Origin of the sequence: Pseudomonas resinovorans NBRC 106553, assembly GCF_000412695.1 — a bacterium.
Taxonomy (GTDB): domain Bacteria; phylum Pseudomonadota; class Gammaproteobacteria; order Pseudomonadales; family Pseudomonadaceae; genus Metapseudomonas; species Metapseudomonas resinovorans_A.
Genome location: NC_021499.1, coordinates 2,717,656 through 2,734,903, shown reverse-complemented (window position 1 = coordinate 2,734,903; position 17,248 = coordinate 2,717,656). Strand labels below are relative to the sequence as shown.

11 protein-coding genes are annotated in these 17,248 nt (G+C 66.5%); 7 read left to right on the top strand and 4 right to left on the bottom strand.

All coding sequences use genetic code 11. The features are described 5' to 3' along the window. The first annotated feature begins 6 nt into the window (after nucleotides 1-6). Nucleotides 7-1,533, top strand: a complete 1,527-nt coding sequence (nuoM, locus tag PCA10_RS12300; RefSeq protein WP_016492413.1) for an NADH-quinone oxidoreductase subunit M — start codon at nucleotides 7-9, stop codon at nucleotides 1,531-1,533. A 7-nt stretch (nucleotides 1,534-1,540) separates the two neighbouring features. Beyond that, nucleotides 1,541-3,001 (top strand): NADH-quinone oxidoreductase subunit NuoN, encoded by a 1,461-nt coding sequence (nuoN, locus tag PCA10_RS12295; protein ID WP_016492412.1) that lies wholly within the window; start codon nucleotides 1,541-1,543, stop codon nucleotides 2,999-3,001. Between the two features lie 871 nt (nucleotides 3,002-3,872). Here nuoN and PCA10_RS12290 read toward each other — a convergent pair. The 3 genes from PCA10_RS12290 to PCA10_RS12280 all read right to left on the bottom strand — a co-directional run bounded on the left by PCA10_RS12290 (nucleotide 3,873) and on the right by PCA10_RS12280 (nucleotide 8,204). Then, nucleotides 3,873-4,919 (bottom strand): AI-2E family transporter, encoded by a 1,047-nt coding sequence (locus tag PCA10_RS12290; RefSeq protein ID WP_016492411.1) that lies wholly within the window; start codon nucleotides 4,917-4,919, stop codon nucleotides 3,873-3,875. A gap of 161 nt (nucleotides 4,920-5,080) precedes the next feature. Then, a complete protein-coding gene (locus PCA10_RS12285) occupies nucleotides 5,081-6,763 on the bottom strand; it encodes a methyl-accepting chemotaxis protein (RefSeq protein ID WP_016492410.1) in 1,683 nt (560 codons plus the stop codon). Nucleotides 6,764-6,884: 121 nt separating this feature from the next. Further along, nucleotides 6,885-8,204, bottom strand: coding sequence for a Na+/H+ antiporter family protein (locus tag PCA10_RS12280; RefSeq protein ID WP_016492409.1), 1,320 nt, complete (start codon nucleotides 8,202-8,204; stop codon nucleotides 6,885-6,887). A 240-nt stretch (nucleotides 8,205-8,444) separates the two neighbouring features. Between PCA10_RS12280 and PCA10_RS12275 the strand changes: the two genes are divergently transcribed. Continuing rightward, the gene (locus PCA10_RS12275) at nucleotides 8,445-10,589 is read left to right on the top strand and encodes a methyl-accepting chemotaxis protein (protein WP_016492408.1); all 2,145 of its coding nucleotides are present in this window, start codon (nucleotides 8,445-8,447) and stop codon (nucleotides 10,587-10,589) included. 232 nt (nucleotides 10,590-10,821) lie between these two features. After that, nucleotides 10,822-11,418: an NADPH-dependent FMN reductase gene (locus PCA10_RS12270; protein WP_016492407.1), complete on the top strand. Its 597-nt coding sequence runs from the start codon at nucleotides 10,822-10,824 to the stop codon at nucleotides 11,416-11,418. A 62-nt stretch (nucleotides 11,419-11,480) separates the two neighbouring features. Here PCA10_RS12270 and PCA10_RS12265 read toward each other — a convergent pair whose 3' ends face one another. Beyond that, nucleotides 11,481-12,767, bottom strand: coding sequence for a sigma-54-dependent transcriptional regulator (locus tag PCA10_RS12265; protein ID WP_041770233.1), 1,287 nt, complete (start codon nucleotides 12,765-12,767; stop codon nucleotides 11,481-11,483). Between the two features lie 223 nt (nucleotides 12,768-12,990). Between PCA10_RS12265 and PCA10_RS12260 the strand changes: the two genes are divergently transcribed. The 3 genes from PCA10_RS12260 to PCA10_RS12250 all read left to right on the top strand — a co-directional run bounded on the left by PCA10_RS12260 (nucleotide 12,991) and on the right by PCA10_RS12250 (nucleotide 17,202). Then, nucleotides 12,991-14,091 carry a peptidase C39 family protein gene (locus tag PCA10_RS12260; protein WP_016492405.1) on the top strand — a complete coding sequence of 367 codons (1,101 nt, stop codon included), beginning with the start codon at nucleotides 12,991-12,993 and terminating at the stop codon, nucleotides 14,089-14,091. A gap of 84 nt (nucleotides 14,092-14,175) precedes the next feature. Continuing rightward, a complete protein-coding gene (locus tag PCA10_RS12255; RefSeq protein WP_016492404.1) occupies nucleotides 14,176-16,050 on the top strand; it encodes a di-heme-cytochrome C peroxidase in 1,875 nt (624 codons plus the stop codon). 24 nt (nucleotides 16,051-16,074) lie between these two features. Next, complete coding sequence (locus PCA10_RS12250) at nucleotides 16,075-17,202, top strand: catalase family protein (RefSeq protein ID WP_016492403.1); 1,128 nt, start codon at nucleotides 16,075-16,077, stop codon at nucleotides 17,200-17,202. Nucleotides 17,203-17,248 lie beyond the last annotated feature (46 nt).

Genomic DNA, 17,248 nt, shown 5'->3' with positions numbered 1-17,248 from the left:
CCCGTCATGATTCTGCCCTGGCTAATCCTGATTCCCTTCATCGGCGGCCTGCTCTGCTGGCAAGGTGAGCGCTTCGGCTCCACCCTGCCCCGCTGGATCGCCCTGCTCACCATGTCCCTGCTGTTCGTCCTCGGCCTCTGGCTGTGGGCGACCGGCGACTTCACCCTGGCTCCCGCGCCCGGCACCGAGCCGGTGTGGGCCGAAGAGTTCAAGGTGCAGTGGATCGAGCGTTTCGGCGTCACCATCCACCTGGCCCTGGACGGCATCTCCATCCTGATGATCGTCCTCACCGGCCTGCTCGGTGTGCTGTCGGTACTCTGCTCCTGGCGTGAAATCCAGAACCGCGTCGGCTTCTTCCACCTCAACCTGATGTGGATCCTCGGCGGCGTGGTCGGCGTGTTCCTCGCAATCGACCTGTTCCTGTTCTTCTTCTTCTGGGAAATGATGCTGGTGCCGATGTACTTCCTCATCGCGCTCTGGGGTCACAGCGGCAGCAAGGGCAAGACCCGCATCACCGCCGCCACCAAGTTCTTCATCTACACCCAGGCCAGCGGCCTGATCATGCTGGTGGCCATCCTCGGCCTGGTCCTGGTGAACTACAGCAACACCGGCGTGCTGACCTTCAACTACGCCGACCTGCTCAAGACCCAGATGGCCCCCGGCACCGAGTACCTGCTGATGCTCGGCTTCTTCATCGCCTTCGCGGTGAAGTTCCCGGTGGTGCCCTTCCACTCCTGGCTGCCCGACGCCCACGCCCAGGCGCCGACCGCGGGCTCCGTGGACCTGGCCGGCATCCTGCTGAAGACCGCCGCCTACGGCATGATCCGCTTCGCCCTACCGCTGTTCCCCAACGCCTCGGCCGAGTTCGCGCCGATCGCACAGTGGCTCGGCGTGTTCGCCATCATCTACGGTGCCCTGCTGTCCTTCGCCCAGACCGACATCAAGCGCCTGGTGGCCTACTCCAGCGTGTCGCACATGGGCTTCGTGCTGATCGCCATCTACTCCGGCAGCCAGATCGCCCTGCAGGGCGCGGTGGTACAGATGATCGCCCACGGCCTCTCCGCCGCTGCGCTCTTCATCCTGTGCGGCCAGCTGTACGAGCGCCTGCACACCCGTGACATGCGCGAAATGGGCGGCATCTGGGGCCGCATGCCCTACCTGCCGGCCGTCAGCCTGTTCTTCGCCGCCGCCGCCCTGGGCCTGCCGGGTACCGGCAACTTCGTCGGCGAATTCCTGATCCTGGTGGGTGCCTTCCAGCACGTGCCCTGGATCGCCGTCCTGGCCTCCACCGGCCTGGTGTTCGGCTCGGTCTACTCGCTGATCATGATCCACCGTGCCTACTTCGGCCCGGCCAAGCACGAGAAAGACTACGAAGGCCTGCGCTACCGCGAGCTGACCATGGTCCTGGGCCTTGCCGGCCTCCTGATCCTGCTCGGCGTCTACCCGCAACCGGTGCTGGATACCTCCGCTGCGAGCATGCATGGCGTGCACCAGTGGCTGGACTCCGCCGTCAATCAACTCGTCGCCCGGTAAGTAGGTTATGGAATTCACGACTCAACACCTGATCGCCCTGCTGCCGTTGCTGGTCACCTGCGCCACGATAGTCGTGGTCATGCTGGCCATCGCCTGGAAGCGGCACCACTCCTGGACCTTCGGCCTCTCGGTCATCGGTCTCAACCTGGCCCTGGTTTCCATCCTGCCCGCCCTCAAGGTCGCCCCCCTGGCGGTGACTCCCATGCTCATGGTGGACAACTTCGGCGCCTACTACATGGCCCTGGTGCTGGCCGGCACCCTGGCCTGCGTCACCCTGATCCACGCCTACCTGGGCGGTGAATCGGGCAAGGGTTATCCGGGCAACCGCGAAGAGATGTACCTGCTGATCCTCCTGGCCGCCGCCGGCGGCCTGGTGCTGGTCACCGCGCAGCACCTGGCCGGCCTGTTCATCGGCCTGGAGCTGCTCTCGGTGCCGGTCTACGGCCTGGTGGCGTACGCCTTCTTCAACCGTCGCTCCCTGGAAGCCGGCATCAAGTACATGGTGCTGTCGGCCGCGGGCTCGGCCTTCCTGCTGTTCGGCATGGCCCTGCTCTACGCCGACGCCGGCAGCCTGAGCTTCAGCCAGCTGGCCGCCTCCGGTAACACCCTGCTGTCGCAGATCGGTATCGGCATGATGCTCATCGGCCTGGCCTTCAAGCTGTCCCTGGTCCCCTTCCACCTGTGGACCCCGGACGTGTACGAAGGCGCCCCGGCGCCGGTGGCGGCCTTCCTGGCCACCGCCAGCAAGGTGGCCGTGTTCGCCGTGCTGCTGCGCCTGTACCAGATGTCCCCGGCCACCGCCGGCGGATGGCTGAACGACCTGCTGACGGTAATCGCCATCGCCTCGATCATCTTCGGCAACCTGCTGGCCCTGCTGCAGAACAACATCAAGCGCCTGCTCGGCTACTCCTCCATCGCCCACTTCGGCTACCTGCTGATCGCCCTGATCGCCAGCAAGGGCCTGGCGGTGGAAGCCATCGGCGTCTACCTGGCCACCTACGTGCTGACCAGCCTCGGCGCCTTCGGTGTGGTGACCCTGATGTCCACCCCCTACAGCGGCCGCGACTGCGACGCCCTGTACGAGTACCGCGGCCTGTTCTGGCGCCGTCCGTACCTGACCGCGGTGCTCACCGTGATGATGCTGTCGCTCGCCGGCATTCCGCTCACCGCGGGCTTCATCGGCAAGTTCTTCGTGATCGCCACCGGTGTCGAGTCCGGCCTCTGGTGGCTGCTGGGGGCCATGGTCCTGGGCAGCGCCATCGGCGTGTTCTACTACCTGCGCGTGATGGTCACCCTGTTCCTGGTGGAGCCCAACCTGCGCCGTCACGACGCGGAACTGCACTGGGCCCAGCGCGCCGGCGGCATCATGCTGCTGTTCGTTGCCCTGCTGGCGTTCTTCCTCGGCGTCTACCCGCAGCCGCTGCTGGACCTGGTCCAGCACTCCGGCCTGGTGGCCCTGGCCAACTGAGGCTGACCCCTTGCAACGAAAAACCCGGCCATGTGCCGGGTTTTTCTTTGGTTCTTCGCGCACGTTCGGGAAGACGGGATTAGCAGTGCGGTGTGAGGGTTTGTTGCCCGTCTCATTTCCGTATGGGCTGTGGGTTTCTGTTTCGCCCTCCCGGGCGACTCCCTTTGGCAAACGCCCCAAAGGAAGCAAAGGGCTCGCCCCGACATCCGGGTTTGGCTTCGCCAAACTTCCCTCGTTCCATCGCTGTTCCAGGGGCACGGCGCGAGGGGCCATCCATGGCCCCGCGCGCCTCTCGCGGCATCCATGCCGCTCAACCCCTTGACTCGCTACGCTCGCCCTTCGGGCCAGCCTGCGGCTGTTACTTCGCTTCGCTACGTTTCACAGCGACTCCACTCGGCCTCCTGAAGGGGCGCTCCGCGCGGCGTCATCTTTTCTGCCTCGTATCAGGCACGTTTGGGCAACAGGACTGCTTCGCGCCTGCCGGCGCGAGTCACCCCTCTCCCTCCTGCGGGGTGAAGAGGCATGCCTTCGGAAGCACCGCTTCCGGTGCCGATGAACGACTGAGAGCGAAGCGATCAGGCTGGGGCTCAGGGCGGGGTCGGGGGAGAGGGGCTCCGCAGGCGGGAAGCCAATCAGGACACTCACACAATATTGCCAATCCAGCGTGCGCACCCTCCCCATGGACTCCACGATGAACCCGTTCTTCTCCCGCCCTACCCCGACAACTGGACCTTCTGCCGCGTCTCGCGGAACAGCCCCGCCCCCAACCAGCGGCAACAGCGACAGGAAGGCCATGGTTACGCCCCACACCGCCCTGCCCGACAGGGTGCTGGCCACCTCGCACCGGTCTGCCGAGTAAGGCAGCAGGAGCTCAGGGCAGCATCACCTTCTTCCGGGTTTCGTTGAACAGCTCCCAGCTGGCCACGAACAGCGCCGCGATCAGCGGCCCGATGACAAAGCCATTGAGCCCGAACAGCGACAGCCCGCCGAGGGTGGAAATCAGCACCAGGTAGTCCGGCATGCGCGTGTCCTTGCCCACCAGCATCGGCCGCAGGACGTTGTCCGCCAGGCCGATCACCAGTAGGCCGAATGCCGCCAGGCCCAGCGCCTGCCACATCTGGCCATTGAGGAACAGGAACAGCGCCACCGGCCCCCACACCAGGCCGGCGCCCACCAGCGGCAGCAAGGAAAGGAAGGTCATGATCACGCCCCAGAACACCGGGCTGGGAATCGACATGGCCCAGAACACCAGGCCGCCCAGAGTGCCCTGGACTATCGCCACCAGGATGTTGCCCTTGACGGTTGCACGCACCACGCGGGTGAACTTGATCTGCAGCCGACGCTTGTGCTGTTCGCCCAGGGGGATGGCCAGGCGCACGTTGCGCGCCACGTCCAGGCCGTCGCGCAGCAGGAAATAGAGCAGGTAGATCATGGTGAAGAAGCCCACCACGAGCTCGAAGGTGTTCTGGCCGATGGTGAACGCCTGGGTGGCGAGGAACTGGCTGCCCTGGAGCATGCCGGCCACCAGGCGATCACGCAGGACGTCGAAATCCCCCAGGCCCAGGCGGTCCAGATGCTGCTGCAGGAAGCGTGGCAACAGCGACCTGAACTGCTGGACGTAAGGCCCTATGTCCAGCTCGCCGGTGTCCAGGCGGTGATAGAAGTCGGCGCCTTCCTGCACCAGCATCATGCAGATCAGCAGCACCGGCAGCACCGCCACCAGCAGGCAAGTGCCCAGGGCGATCAACGCCGACAGGTTGCCGCGCCCGCCCAGGCGCAAGGCCAGGTGGCGTTGCAGGGGGCTGAACATCACCGCCAGGACCACGGCCCAGAACACGGCGCCGTAGAACGGCAGCAGAATCCAGCAGAAAGCCAGGGAGACCAGCACCACCAGCAGGAGCAGGGTGCCGCTTTCCATTTGGCGCCGAGATGCCATGGCGAGGCCGAGGGGGTTGGGGACTTAAAGCTTAGTCCGTGGCGCCTTCCGGAAAGTGCGAAGTGTTTTTTGCGCCCTGCCCTGGGCGCAACTCGTTGCCGGCGGGAGGAATCGACCGGGCGGCCAGCGCCGCCCGGTCAGGCTCAGATGCGGAACTGGCGCACCAGCCCGCCCAGGCTGTCGCCCAGGCGCGCCAGGCTGCGGGCGGTGTCGGCGCCATGGCGGGTCTCTTCCGCCACGCTGTCCACCGCCACGGCGATCTGGTGCACGCTGCGGTTGATCTCCTCGGCCACCGCGGTCTGCTCCTCGGCGGCGCTGGCGATCTGCGCGTTCATGGCGTTGATGGTGCCGATCAGGCCGGCGATGGCATCCAGGGACGCGCCGGCCTGGTTGGCCTGATTACTGGTGGTCTCGCCGGCGTCGCTGGAACGGCGCATGGCGGTCACCGCGTCCTGGGTGCCCTGTTGCAGGCGGTCGATCATGCCCTGGATTTCCTGGGTGCTCTGCTGGGTGCGGCTGGCCAGGGCGCGCACCTCGTCGGCCACCACGGCGAAGCCACGCCCGGCCTCACCGGCGCGGGCCGCCTCGATGGCGGCGTTGAGCGCCAGCAGGTTGGTCTGTTCGGCGATCGAGCGGATCACCCCGAGCACGCTGACGATGGATTGCACGTCCTGCTGCAGGCTGTCCAGGGAGACGCCGCTGCTGCGGATGTCGCCCACCAGCGCATGGATGCGGGTGATGCTGCCGTCCACCACCTGCTTGGCGGCCTGGCCCTCCTGGTCGGTCTGCTGCGCCGCCTCGGCCGCGCCCTGGGCGCTCTTGGCCACTTCATGGGCGGCGGCGGACATTTCATTGATAGCGGTGGCCACCTGGTCGGTTTCCTGGCGCTGGCGCTCCATGGCCTGCTCCGAACGCTGGGCCTGGGCCGCCACCTCGCCCACCAGACCGGTGAGCTGACCGGTCATGTCGACTATCTGCCGCACCAGGCCGTGGATCTTCTCGACGAAGCTGTTGAAGGAGGTGGCCAGGTCACCCAGTTCGTCCTGGCTGTCCACCACCAGGCGGCGGGTCAGGTCGCCCTCGCCGGCGGCGATATCGTCCAGGTTCGCCTTGATCCGCTGCAGCGGACGCACCAGGGCGTTGGCCAGACCCATACCCACCAGGCCGAAGATCACCAGCAGCACGGCGGCGATCACCAGCACGCTGGTGACGATGGTGCTGACGCGCTCTTCGATCTCGCGCTGCACCTCGGCCACCTCGGCCTCCACGCCGTCCAGGTTCACCGCGGTGCCCACGGCCATGTCCCACTTGGGCAGGTAATAGCTGTAGGCCAGCTTGGGCACAAGCACGCTCTCGTTGTCCGGCAGCGCGGAGCTGTATTCCACATAGTTGGAACCGTCCTTGGCCACGGCCACCAGACGCTCGTTCACCGCCACGCCGTTGGGGTCCTTGCGGCCGACGAGGCTCTTGCCCACGTCCACCGGGCTGTCGCCACGGAACAGGCGGACCACCTGGGAGTCGTGGCCGAAGAAGTAGCCATCCTTGCCGTACTTGATCTTCGCCAGAATGGCGATGGCCTTCTCGCGGCTGGCCATGTCACCGGGTGCCGCCCCGTCATACAGGGCCTGCACCGAACCCAGGGCGATCTGCATGTAGCTCTTCAACTCCTGGCGGTTTTCCTCCACCAGGCGCTCCCGCGTGTTGCGCACCTCGTCTTCGGCCAGGTTGCGGAGTACCTGGGTCACGGCGCCGGACAGCACCAGCGCGAAGAGGATCACCGGCACCAGGGCCAGCAGCAGAACTTTGGTTTTCAGGGTGAAACGCATCGAGCGATCCTCGGGAGGCGGGGCCAGAAAGCAGTGCGGGGTTGCCAAGCTATCGGCAACCCCGCACGGACCTTAAGCGACCGGTTGGTCAGAATGATTAAGCCGGCACCGCCGACGAGGCTCAGAGCACCATGGCGGCCACCCAGCCGAAGGCCAGCAGCGGCAGGTTGTAGTGCAGGAAAGTGGGCACCACGGTGTCCCAGATGTGGCTGTGCTGGCCGTCCACGTTCAGGCCCGCGGTCGGGCCCAGGGTGGAGTCGGAGGCCGGCGAACCTGCATCGCCCAGGGCGCCCGCGGTGCCGACGATGCTGACGATGGCCAGCGGGCTGAAGCCCAGTTGCACGCACAGCGGCACGAAGATCGCCGCGATGATCGGCACGGTGGAGAACGACGAGCCGATCCCCATGGTCACCAGCAGGCCCACCAGCAGCATCAGCAACGCGCCGAGCGCCTTGTCATGGCCGATCCAGCCGGCCGAGGCCTCCACCAGGGTCGCCACCTGGCCGGTCTCGCGCATCACTTCGGCAAAGCCCGAGGCGGCGATCATGATGAAGCCGATCATGGCCATCATCTTCATGCCTTCGGTGAACAGGTCGTCCGCTTCCTTCCAGCGCACCACCCCCGACAGCGAGAAGATCACGAAGCCCAGCAGCGCGCCGATGATCATCGAGTCCAGCCACAGCTGCACCACGAAGGCGACCAGGATGGCCACGCCGGCCACCGCCAGGCTCCGGGGGTTGTAGGCGACGGTGACCTCCTCGGCCCGGGCGATGCGCTCCAGGTCGTAGACGCGCTTCTTCCGGTAGCTGAACAGCACCGCGATGAGCAGGCCGACCACCATGCCCAGGGCCGGTATCAACATGGCCCGGGTAACGCTCACACCGGTAACGTCGACGCCACTTTTCACCACATTGGCCAGCAGGATCTCGTTGAGGAAGATGTTGCCGAAGCCCACCGGCAGGAACATGTAGGGGGTGATCAGGCCGAAGGTGATCACGCAGGCGATCAGTCGGCGGTCGATCGACAGGCGCGTGATGACATAAAGAAGTGGCGGCACCAGCAGCGGGATGAAGGCGATGTGGATCGGCAGGATGTTCTGCGAGGAAACCGCCACGCACAGCAGCAAGGCCACCAGGCCCCATTTCAGTGCAGTGCCGCCCTCCACTTCCTGCCGACCCACCATGGCCAGGGCGCGGTCCGCCAGGGCGTGGGCCAGGCCGGAGCGGGCGATGGCCACGGCGAACGCGCCCAGCAGTGCGTAGGACAGCGCCACGGTGGCACCGCCGCCCAGGCCCTTGTTGAAGGCCGCCAGGGAGCCTTCGATCCCCAGGCCGCCCACCAGGCCACCGGCCAGCGCGCCGATGATCAGCGCCACCACCACATGCACCCGGCACAAGCTGAGGACCAGCATGAGCCCCACCGCCACCACTACCGCATTCATCGCTTCACCTCGAATTTCCTGGCCAGACCGACCGCAGCCCGGCCGCAAAAAAAGCGCGCACTCTGCCGAAACCAGGGGGTCCTGTCAAAAGCGTTCGGAATATTGGGCGCAGTGTGCATAATTCTTGCCTGCAAATTGCCACCTCGTGCAATCCGCACGGCTATTCGTCGCCTTCGCGTCAAGAAATCGCCACCCGCGCCGACAACGAATGTAGTTCCGACGAGACAGAAGGAAAAACCAATGCTGTTCAATCGCCTGTCCATCCAGTGGAAGATCACACTGTTGTCCGGCCTCTGCCTGCTGGCCATCGTGACCCTGCTGATCGGTTCATCGCTCTACCAGTCCAAGCGCAGCGCCAAGCTCGTGCAGGCCGAGAGCAGCCAGATGCTGGACCAGAGCGCACGCCAGCGCCTGCAGGCCCGCGCCGAGCTGCAGGCCATCCGCATCCAGCGCTACTTCATGGACAACTACCAGTACGGCAAGGGCTTCTCGCGCCAGGTGCTGTTCCTCAAGGAACAGGCGGAAAAGCGCTTCCTCGACGCCTTCGACCTGCGCGAGGACCTGACCCGCCAGGTACGCACCAGCCTGGAGGCCAACCCGGAAATCCTCGGCCTGTACCTGGTGTTCGAGCCCAACGCCCTGGACGGCAAGGACGAACTCTTCATCGACCAGGCGGAACTGGGCAGCAACGACAAGGGCCGTTTCTCCCTCTATTGGGCGCAACCTACCCCCGGCAAGCTGGAATCCGAGTCCATGACCGAGGAGCTGCTCGCCGACGCCAGCATCGGCCCCAGCGGCGCGCCCTACAACGCCTGGTACACCTGCCCGATGAAAACCGGCCAGGCCTGCGCGCTGGACCCGTATTTCGATGACGTTGGCGGCAAGAAGACCCTGATGACCAGCATCGCCTTCCCGCTGCAACTGAACGGTAAGACCGTGGGCGTCATGGGCCTCGACATCAGCCTGGAAAGCCTCCAGCAGCTGAGCCTGGCCGGCAACCGCGAACTCTATGAAGGCAACGGCCACGTCAGCATCATCAGCCCGGCCGGGCTGCTCGCCGGCCACAGCCGCGATGCCGGCCTGCTCAGCGCCAAGCTGGACAAGGCCTTCGGCAGTGATGCGGCGGAAATCGCCGCCAACCTCCAGGCCGGCAAGGCCGAGGAGATGAACCACGCCGGCATGCTGCGGGTGATGCAGCCGTTCAAACCGATCCCCACCGCGGCGCCCTGGAGCGTGCTGCTGGAAGTGCCGGGGAAGGTACTCCAGGCACCGGCCCTGAAACTGGAAGCCCAACTCGCCCAACAGAACCAGACCGCCAACCTCAGCGGCCTGCTGATCGGCCTCGCCGCTGCCGTCGCCGGCCTGCTGCTGGTGTGGCTCACCGCCCGTGGCGTGACCCGGCCGATCCTCGGCGTGGCGAGCATGCTCAAGGACATCGCCAGCGGCGAAGGCGACCTGACCCGGCGCCTGGACTACGCCCGCCAGGACGAACTCGGCGAGCTGGCCGGCTGGTTCAACCGCTTCCTCGACAAGCTGCAACCGATCATCGCCGACGTGAAACGCTCGGTGCAGGACGCCCGGGGCACCGCCGACCAGTCCGCCGCCATCGCCAGCCAGACCAGCGCCGGCATGCAGCAGCAGTACCGCGAAGTCGACCAGGTGGCCACCGCCTCCCACGAGATGAGCGCCACCGCCCAGGACGTCGCCCGCAGCGCCGCCCAGGCCGCCGAAGCCGCCCGCGGCGCCGACCATGCCACCCGCGAGGGCCTTGGCGTGATCGGCCGCACCACCAGCGCCATCGAGCAACTGGCCAGCGAGATGAGCGCGGCCATGGAAGAAGTGCAGAACCTCTCCGTCAGCAGCGACCAGATCGGTTCGGTGCTGGAAGTGATCCGCGCCATCGCCGAACAGACCAACCTGCTGGCGCTCAACGCCGCCATCGAGGCGGCCCGTGCCGGTGAGGCCGGGCGTGGCTTCGCCGTGGTGGCGGACGAAGTCCGCAACCTGGCCAAGCGTACCCAGGACTCGGTGGAAGAAATCCGCCAGGTGATCGAGGGCCTGCAACACGGCACCCGCGAAGTGGTGGGCTCGATGCACAGCAGCCACCGCCAGGCCCAGGGCAGCGTGGAGCAGGTGGAGCAGGCGGTGGCCGCGCTGCAACGCATCGGCGATGCGGTGACGGTGATCACCGACATGAACCTGCAGATCGCCAGCGCCGCCGAGGAACAGAGCGCGGTGGCCGAGGAGATCAACCGCAACGTGGCGGCGATCCGCGATGTCACCGAGTCCCTCTCCGGCCAGGCCCAGGAATCCGCCCAGGTCAGCCAGGCCCTGAACCGCCTGGCCAACCACCAGCAGGGGCTGATGGACCAGTTCCGCGCCTGACCTCCCGGCTCTCTCCATTCGTAGGATGGGTTGAGCGACGCGATACCCATCACTCGGACTCGATGGGTTTCGTACCTCAACCCATCCTACAAAAGCAGTCCGTGCCGAGACGCCCCCTCACCCCAACCCTCCCTCATTCTGGCGTCATTGGTGTTCCACTCTGGCGCCCTCTCGCTTGCCGGCGAGCCAGCCGCCAGCTAGCCTGCCCGCGGTCTAAACAAGGAACCCCAAGATGCTGAACTTCGTCCTGATCGCCGGCTCCAGCCGCGCCAACAGCCAATCGGGCAAGGTCGCCCGCTTCATTCGCCAGCGCCTGATCGAACTCGACAAGGCCAGCCCCAGCAGCTGCAGCATCATCGACCTGGGCGAAGGCCCGCTGCCGCTCTGGCCAGCCGACGACACCGGCCCCTGGAGCCAGTACCAGCAGCAGCTGCGCAGTGCCGACGCGGTGGTGGTGATCGCTCCCGAGTGGAACGGCATGGCCTGCCCGGCCATCAAGAACTTCTTCATCTATGCCAGCAAGGCGGAGCTGGCGCACAAGCCGGGCCTGCTGGTGGGTGTCTCCTCCGGTATCGGCGGCGGCTACCCGATCAGCGAGCTGCGCGCGTCCAGCTACAAGAACTGCCGTCTCTGCTACCTGCCGGAGCACCTGATCGTGCGCGGCGTGGAGAAGGTGCTGAACGACGTCGAAGCGGTGAGCGAAGACGACGAGCGCATTCGCGCACGCCTGGACTACGACCTGGACATCCTGGCCCGCTATGCCGACGCGTTGAAGCCGGTTCGCGAAGCCATCGACATGAGCATCCCGGCCTTCGCCAACGGCATGTAACCCGCCGCCGGCCAGTAGGAGCGAATTCATTCGCGAAGGGCGGCACCGCCGCCCCCTCACGACTACAACAGCTGATGCTTGTGCAACAGCCGATAGAACGTCGGCCGCGACACCCCCAGCACCTTGGCCGCCAGGCTGAGGTTGCTGCTGTAGTGGGCCAGGGCGTCGCACAGCGCCTGGTATTCCGCCCGGCGCTTGTAATCCTCAAGCGTTCCCAGCAAGGCGCCGTCCACCGGGGCGCTCTTGAGTCCCAGGTCATCCGCCTCGATCGGCCCGTTCTGCGCAAGCGCGTAGCCACGCCGCACCCGGCTGGCCAGCTCGCGCACATTGCCGGGCCAGCGATGACGGGCCATGGCGGCCAACGCCTCCTCGCTGAAATGGCTGGGCCGGCGCCCGGCCTCCAGGCTGTAGAGGTCGACGAAATACCCCGCCAACAGAGCGATATCGCCCTGGCGCTTGCGCAATGGCGTGATCACCAGCCGATGCTGCTCCAGCCACTGGTACAGCCCCGGATGGAAACGCCCCTGCTCCACCAGTTCGGCCAGTTCGTCCCGCGCGGAGGCCAGCACCCGCACGTCCAGGGGCAGCACCTCGCCGTCGGCGTAATGCAGGGATTTCCCGCGCAGGCAGGTGAGCAGGCGTTCCTGGGAGCCCGAGGGCAGTTCGTGGATGGCATCGAGGAACAGGGTGCCGCCGTTGGCCGAGGCCAGCTTGCCCTGGTGACCGAACAGCAGGTTGGCGGTTTCCCCATCCGGCAGTACGCCACAGCTGAAACTGACGAATGGACCGGCCACCCGTCGCGACATCCGGTGCAGGGTCCGCGCCACCAGCTCCTTGCCGCTGCCGCTTTCACCGCAGATCAGCACCGGCTTCTCGCTCGGCCCCAGGCGCGCCAGCTGCTTGCGCAGGTCCCGCAGCGGGCGGCTCTGGCCCAGCAGTTCGTGCTGGTCGCCACGGCGGTTGCCGATGCCGCGCAGGCGGGCGATGCCGAAGGCGCGGCCGAGCAGCCCCTGCAGGCGCGGCAGGTCCACCGGCAGGATCAGGGCGTCGAAGAACCATTCACCGATGAACTCCTCGATACCATCGGCCGGCTCACCAACAGGGTCGATCAGGGCGATCCACTCGGTGCCGCTGCGGCTGATCAGGTGCTTGACCCCTTCCGGGCGCTCCAGGTGCTCGCTGCGCAGACGCAGCAGGCCGATGTCGTAGCTCGCCGCCAGGGCCTGGTCGAGGCTCTGGCTGGAAACCGACCAGCCCGCCTCTTCGAGGTGTGGGAGGATTCGCCGGCAGTGATCGCAAGGATCGACCACCAAGAGACGTCGCGGTGCGGCGGAGGGAGCTTCCACGATAGACCTTCCTTGACGTCAAAAAATTGATTTATCAATAAAAACAATAGGTTGAAGCCTCAATCTGTAACGCTAGCAATAACTTTGACGCGCTATGGAACGTTTCTCTATAGGGCCAATTTCCGTTCGCGCTTAAGGCCCTGTGCCCTACCCGACAAGCGTCTCGACAGCGTTCCAATACAGGCCAATACTCGGGCAGCTCACTCCCTGCCTTGCGGGGCCTGCCATGAAACTGAATCTGCGTGCCGCCACGCTGGACGACCTGTCGCCGCTGGTGGAGCTCGAGGGCCATTGCTTCGAGGCGCCTCGCCTCGGTCGCCAGCAGTTCCGCTGGATGCTCGCCCAAGCCAACGCCAGCCTGATACTGGCCGAGGGCGACGGCCGCATCCTCGGCTACACCCTGGTGCTGTTCCGCCAGGGCAGCCCCCTCGCCCGCCTGCACTCCATCGCCACCGAGCCACGGGCCCGGGGCAACGGTATCGGCCAGCGCCTGCTGGAGGCGGCCGAAACTGCCGCCCGCGACCATGACTGCGCCTACCTGCGGTTGGAGGTCTGCCCTGACGATCGCCCGGCGGTGGCCCTGTTCGAGCGCAATGGCTACAGCGACCTGGGGCTGCTGACCGACTTCTTCCCCGACCACCGCGAAGCCACGCGCATGGAGAAACGGGTGGTGCGGCATCCCCAGGCCCTGCACCGCGCCGTGCCCTACTACCACCAGACCACCGAATTCACCTGCGGCCCGGCCTGCCTGCTGATGGCCATGGGCGCCCTGGACAGCGTGATCAGCGGAACCGCCGAAGACGAATTGCGCCTGTGGCGCGAAGCCAGCAGCGTGCACATGCCCGGCGGCCACGGCGGCTGCAGCCCCCACGGCCTGGCGCTGGCGGCCTGGCGGCGCGGCTACCGGGTCAGCCTGCGACTGAGCCACCAGGGGCCGCCCTTCCTCGACGAGGTCCGCAACGCCGGCAAGCGCGAGGTGATCCGCCAGGCCCACGAGGACTTCTGCAGCGCCCTGCAGGACACCGACATCGAGCAGCACCTCAGCGACCAGTTGGACCTGCGCCCCCTGCTGGATGCCGGTGGCCAGCCCCTGGTGCTGGTGGACGGCCATCGTCGCAGCCGCAGCCGCGCGACCCACTGGGTGCTGGTCACCGATTGCGACCGCAACTTCATCTACCTGCACGACCCCAACGCCGAGCGCAGCCTGCAAGGGCGCCTGCAGGACTGTCAGCATGTGCCGGTCACCCACCGGGAATTCGACCGCATCAGCCGATTCGGCCAGCACAAGCAGCGCGCGGCCGTGGTGCTTTATCCGCGAAGCCCTTAGCACTATTACGTAGTAGCACCTTGCCAATACCCCCACCGATTGGCATAACCTAGGAAATTAAACAAAGCTACAAGGAAGTATCTGATGCGCGTCCTACGCCGTGTCCTTTGGCTGGTGCTCCTCCTCCTGCTCGCCGGCCTCGCGGTTGTCCTCTACTACGTCGCCAACCCCAACCTGCCGACCTACCAGGCGCCCAGCCAACTGCACTACCTGCAGCAATGGAGCGACCAGCAGCGCCAGACCTACTACTACACCCCCCAGGGCACCACGGTTAAAGGCCTGCGCTACGAGTGGTTCACCGCCCTGGAGCTGCCTTTCTCCAGCGACCGTTTCGCCCGCCCCGAGTACCTCGCGCGCTTCGGTTTCCTGGTGGACCCGCAGCAGCAGGCCACCCCGCTGAACCCCGGCAACCTGCCGGTAGGCATGGCCCGCCACGAGGACGAGCGCACCGGCAAGCAGTACCTCGACATCAGCTGCGCCGCCTGCCACACCGGCGAGCTGCGCTACAAGGGCCAGGCCGTGCGCATCGACGGCGGCGCCGCGCTGCACTCCCTCGCCTCCACCGTCCCCACCCTGCGCGGCGGCGGTTTCGGCCAGGCGCTGGGCATGAGCATGGCCTTCACCTACTACAACCCGCTGAAGTTCAATCGCTTCGCCAAGGCCGTGCTGGGCGAGGGCTACCCGGAAGGCAAGGACCAACTGCGCCGCGAGTTCAAAGCGGTGCTCGACCGCCTGCTGGGCACCGCGTGGAACGACACCCACCGCGGCCTCTACCCCACCGAGGAAGGCTTCGGCCGCACCGACGCCTTCGGCCGCATCGCCAACAGCGTCTACGGCGACGTCATCAGCCCCGACAACTACCGCATCGCCGACGCCCCGGTGAGCTACCCGCACCTCTGGGACATCTGGAAGTTCGACTGGGTGCAGTGGAACGGCTCCGCCATGCAGCCCATGGCGCGCAACCTGGGCGAAGCCCTGGGCGTGGGCGCCAGCCTGCACCTGTTCAAACCCGACGGCGGCCAGGTGGCCGAAGCCGATCGCTACGCCTCCAGCGTGCGCGTGCGCGACCTCTACACCCTGGAAGAAACCCTCAAGCACCTGGCCCCGCCCGCCTGGCCGGAAGCGGTGTTCGGCAAGATCGACCTGGCCCGCGCCAGCCAGGGCCGCGCCCTGTTCGCCGAGAACTGCGCCTACTGCCACGCCCCCAACGTGGTACCCGCCGACCAGCGCATGGCCCCCGGCCGCGATCCGGAATGGCACCTGCGCATCGTGCCCATCGAGGTGATCGGCACCGACACCACCACCGCCGACAACATCGCCGACCACCGTTTCGACATCAGCAAGCTGGGCTGGACCCACGAGCAACTGGCCAAGCTCGACGTCAGGCTGTTCGGCGCCACCCTCGAACAGGTGGACTTCAAGAATATTTCCAGTGCCAAGGGGCTGGCCTACATCACCGCCTTCGTGGAAGACCAGGCCTACAAGCGGGCCGGCATCTCCGACGAAGAGCGCGGGCGCATGAACGGCTTCGGCCTGCCCATCGGCGTGCAGGAGAAACGTGGCTACAAGGCGCGCCCGCTGGATGGCATCTGGGCCACCCCGCCCTTCCTGCACAACGGCTCGGTGCCCACCCTGTTCCAGCTGCTCTCGCCGGTCAGCGAGCGCGCCAGCCAGTTCCATGTGGGCAGCTTCGAGTACGACCCAAAGTTCGTCGGATTCCAGACCCGGGAATTCCCCGGCAGCTTCCTGCTGGATACCCGCGTGCGTGGCAACGGCAACAGCGGCCACGAATTCCGCGACGGTTGCCGCAAGGACGGCGTGATCGGCCGCGCCCTGCAGCCGGACGAGCGCCTGGCGCTGATCGAGTACCTCAAGGTGCTGGGCAACGCGGAGCTGGAAGGCCGGCTCTCCCCCGTCGAAGCCAGGCCCTGGACGCCCGGCCCGGATTGCTCCAACTGAAGCGGATAAAGGACTCGAATACCCATGCTCAAGCGCTTCTGGCTCTGGCTCGGCCGACTGGTCGGCAAGCTCCTCCTGGTATTGCTGGTGGTCGGCCTGGTCGGCTGGATTGCCGGCGAGGCCTATTACGGCTGGAAATTCTCCGGCCCGGTGTCCACCGAGGAGGTCATCCCCGCCGATGAGGCGGCGCAGACCCGCGCCATCATCGACGACGCCATCCGCATCGTCGAACAGCACCGCGACAACACCCGCGTACTGCGCGACGCCCACGCCAAGGCCCACGGCTGCGTGAAGGCCGAGGTCAGCGTCCTGCCGGGCCTCGACGCCGACTTGCGCGCCGGTGTCTTCGCCGAGCCGAAAACCTGGCAGGCCTGGATGCGCCTGTCCAACGGCAACGCCTTCCCGCAGTTCGACCGCGTGCGCGATGCCCGTGGCATGGCCATCAAGCTGCTCGACGTGCCGGGCGAGAAAATGATGAAGGGCGCCACGCACCTGGGCGAACAGGATTTCGTGATGTTCAACCACCCGGTGTTCTTCGTCCGCGACGTGGCCGAGTACCGGCAGAACTTCAACGCCCAGGCCAACGGCCAGAAGATCGCCGCGTTCTTCCCCAGCCTGGACCCGCGCCGCTGGGAAATCCGCCACCTGATCATCGCCCTGAAGACCCTGGCCCCGGCCCCGGACAGCCCGGTCAGCGCCACCTACAGCTCCATCTCCCCCTACAAGCTGGGCGCGGCCAACATCAAGTACCGGGTCATTCCCGATCCGCAGAGCTGCCCGCCCTACCAGGTGCCCGAGCAGAACACCGCGCTGCCCAACTTCCTCCGCAACGCCCTCTACCAGCAGTTGTCCCTGGACCGCGTGCCGGCCTGCTTCGCCCTCCAGGTGCAGAAGCAGAACGCCCAGTACTACATGCCTATCGAGGACACCAGCGTCGAGTGGGATGAATCCATTTCGCCCTTCGTGACCGTCGCCACCATCCGCGTCCCGGCCCAGGACTTCGACAGCCGCGAGCAGAACCTGGCCTGCGACAACCTCTCCTTCAACCCCTGGCACGGGCTGCCGGAGCACCGCCCCATCGGCGGCATCAACCGCCTGCGCAAGTCGGTCTACGAAGCGGTGAGCGCCTACCGTCACGAGCGCAACCAGTAGGGGCGAATTCATTCGCCAAGGGCAGCGCAGCTGCCCCTCGATGATC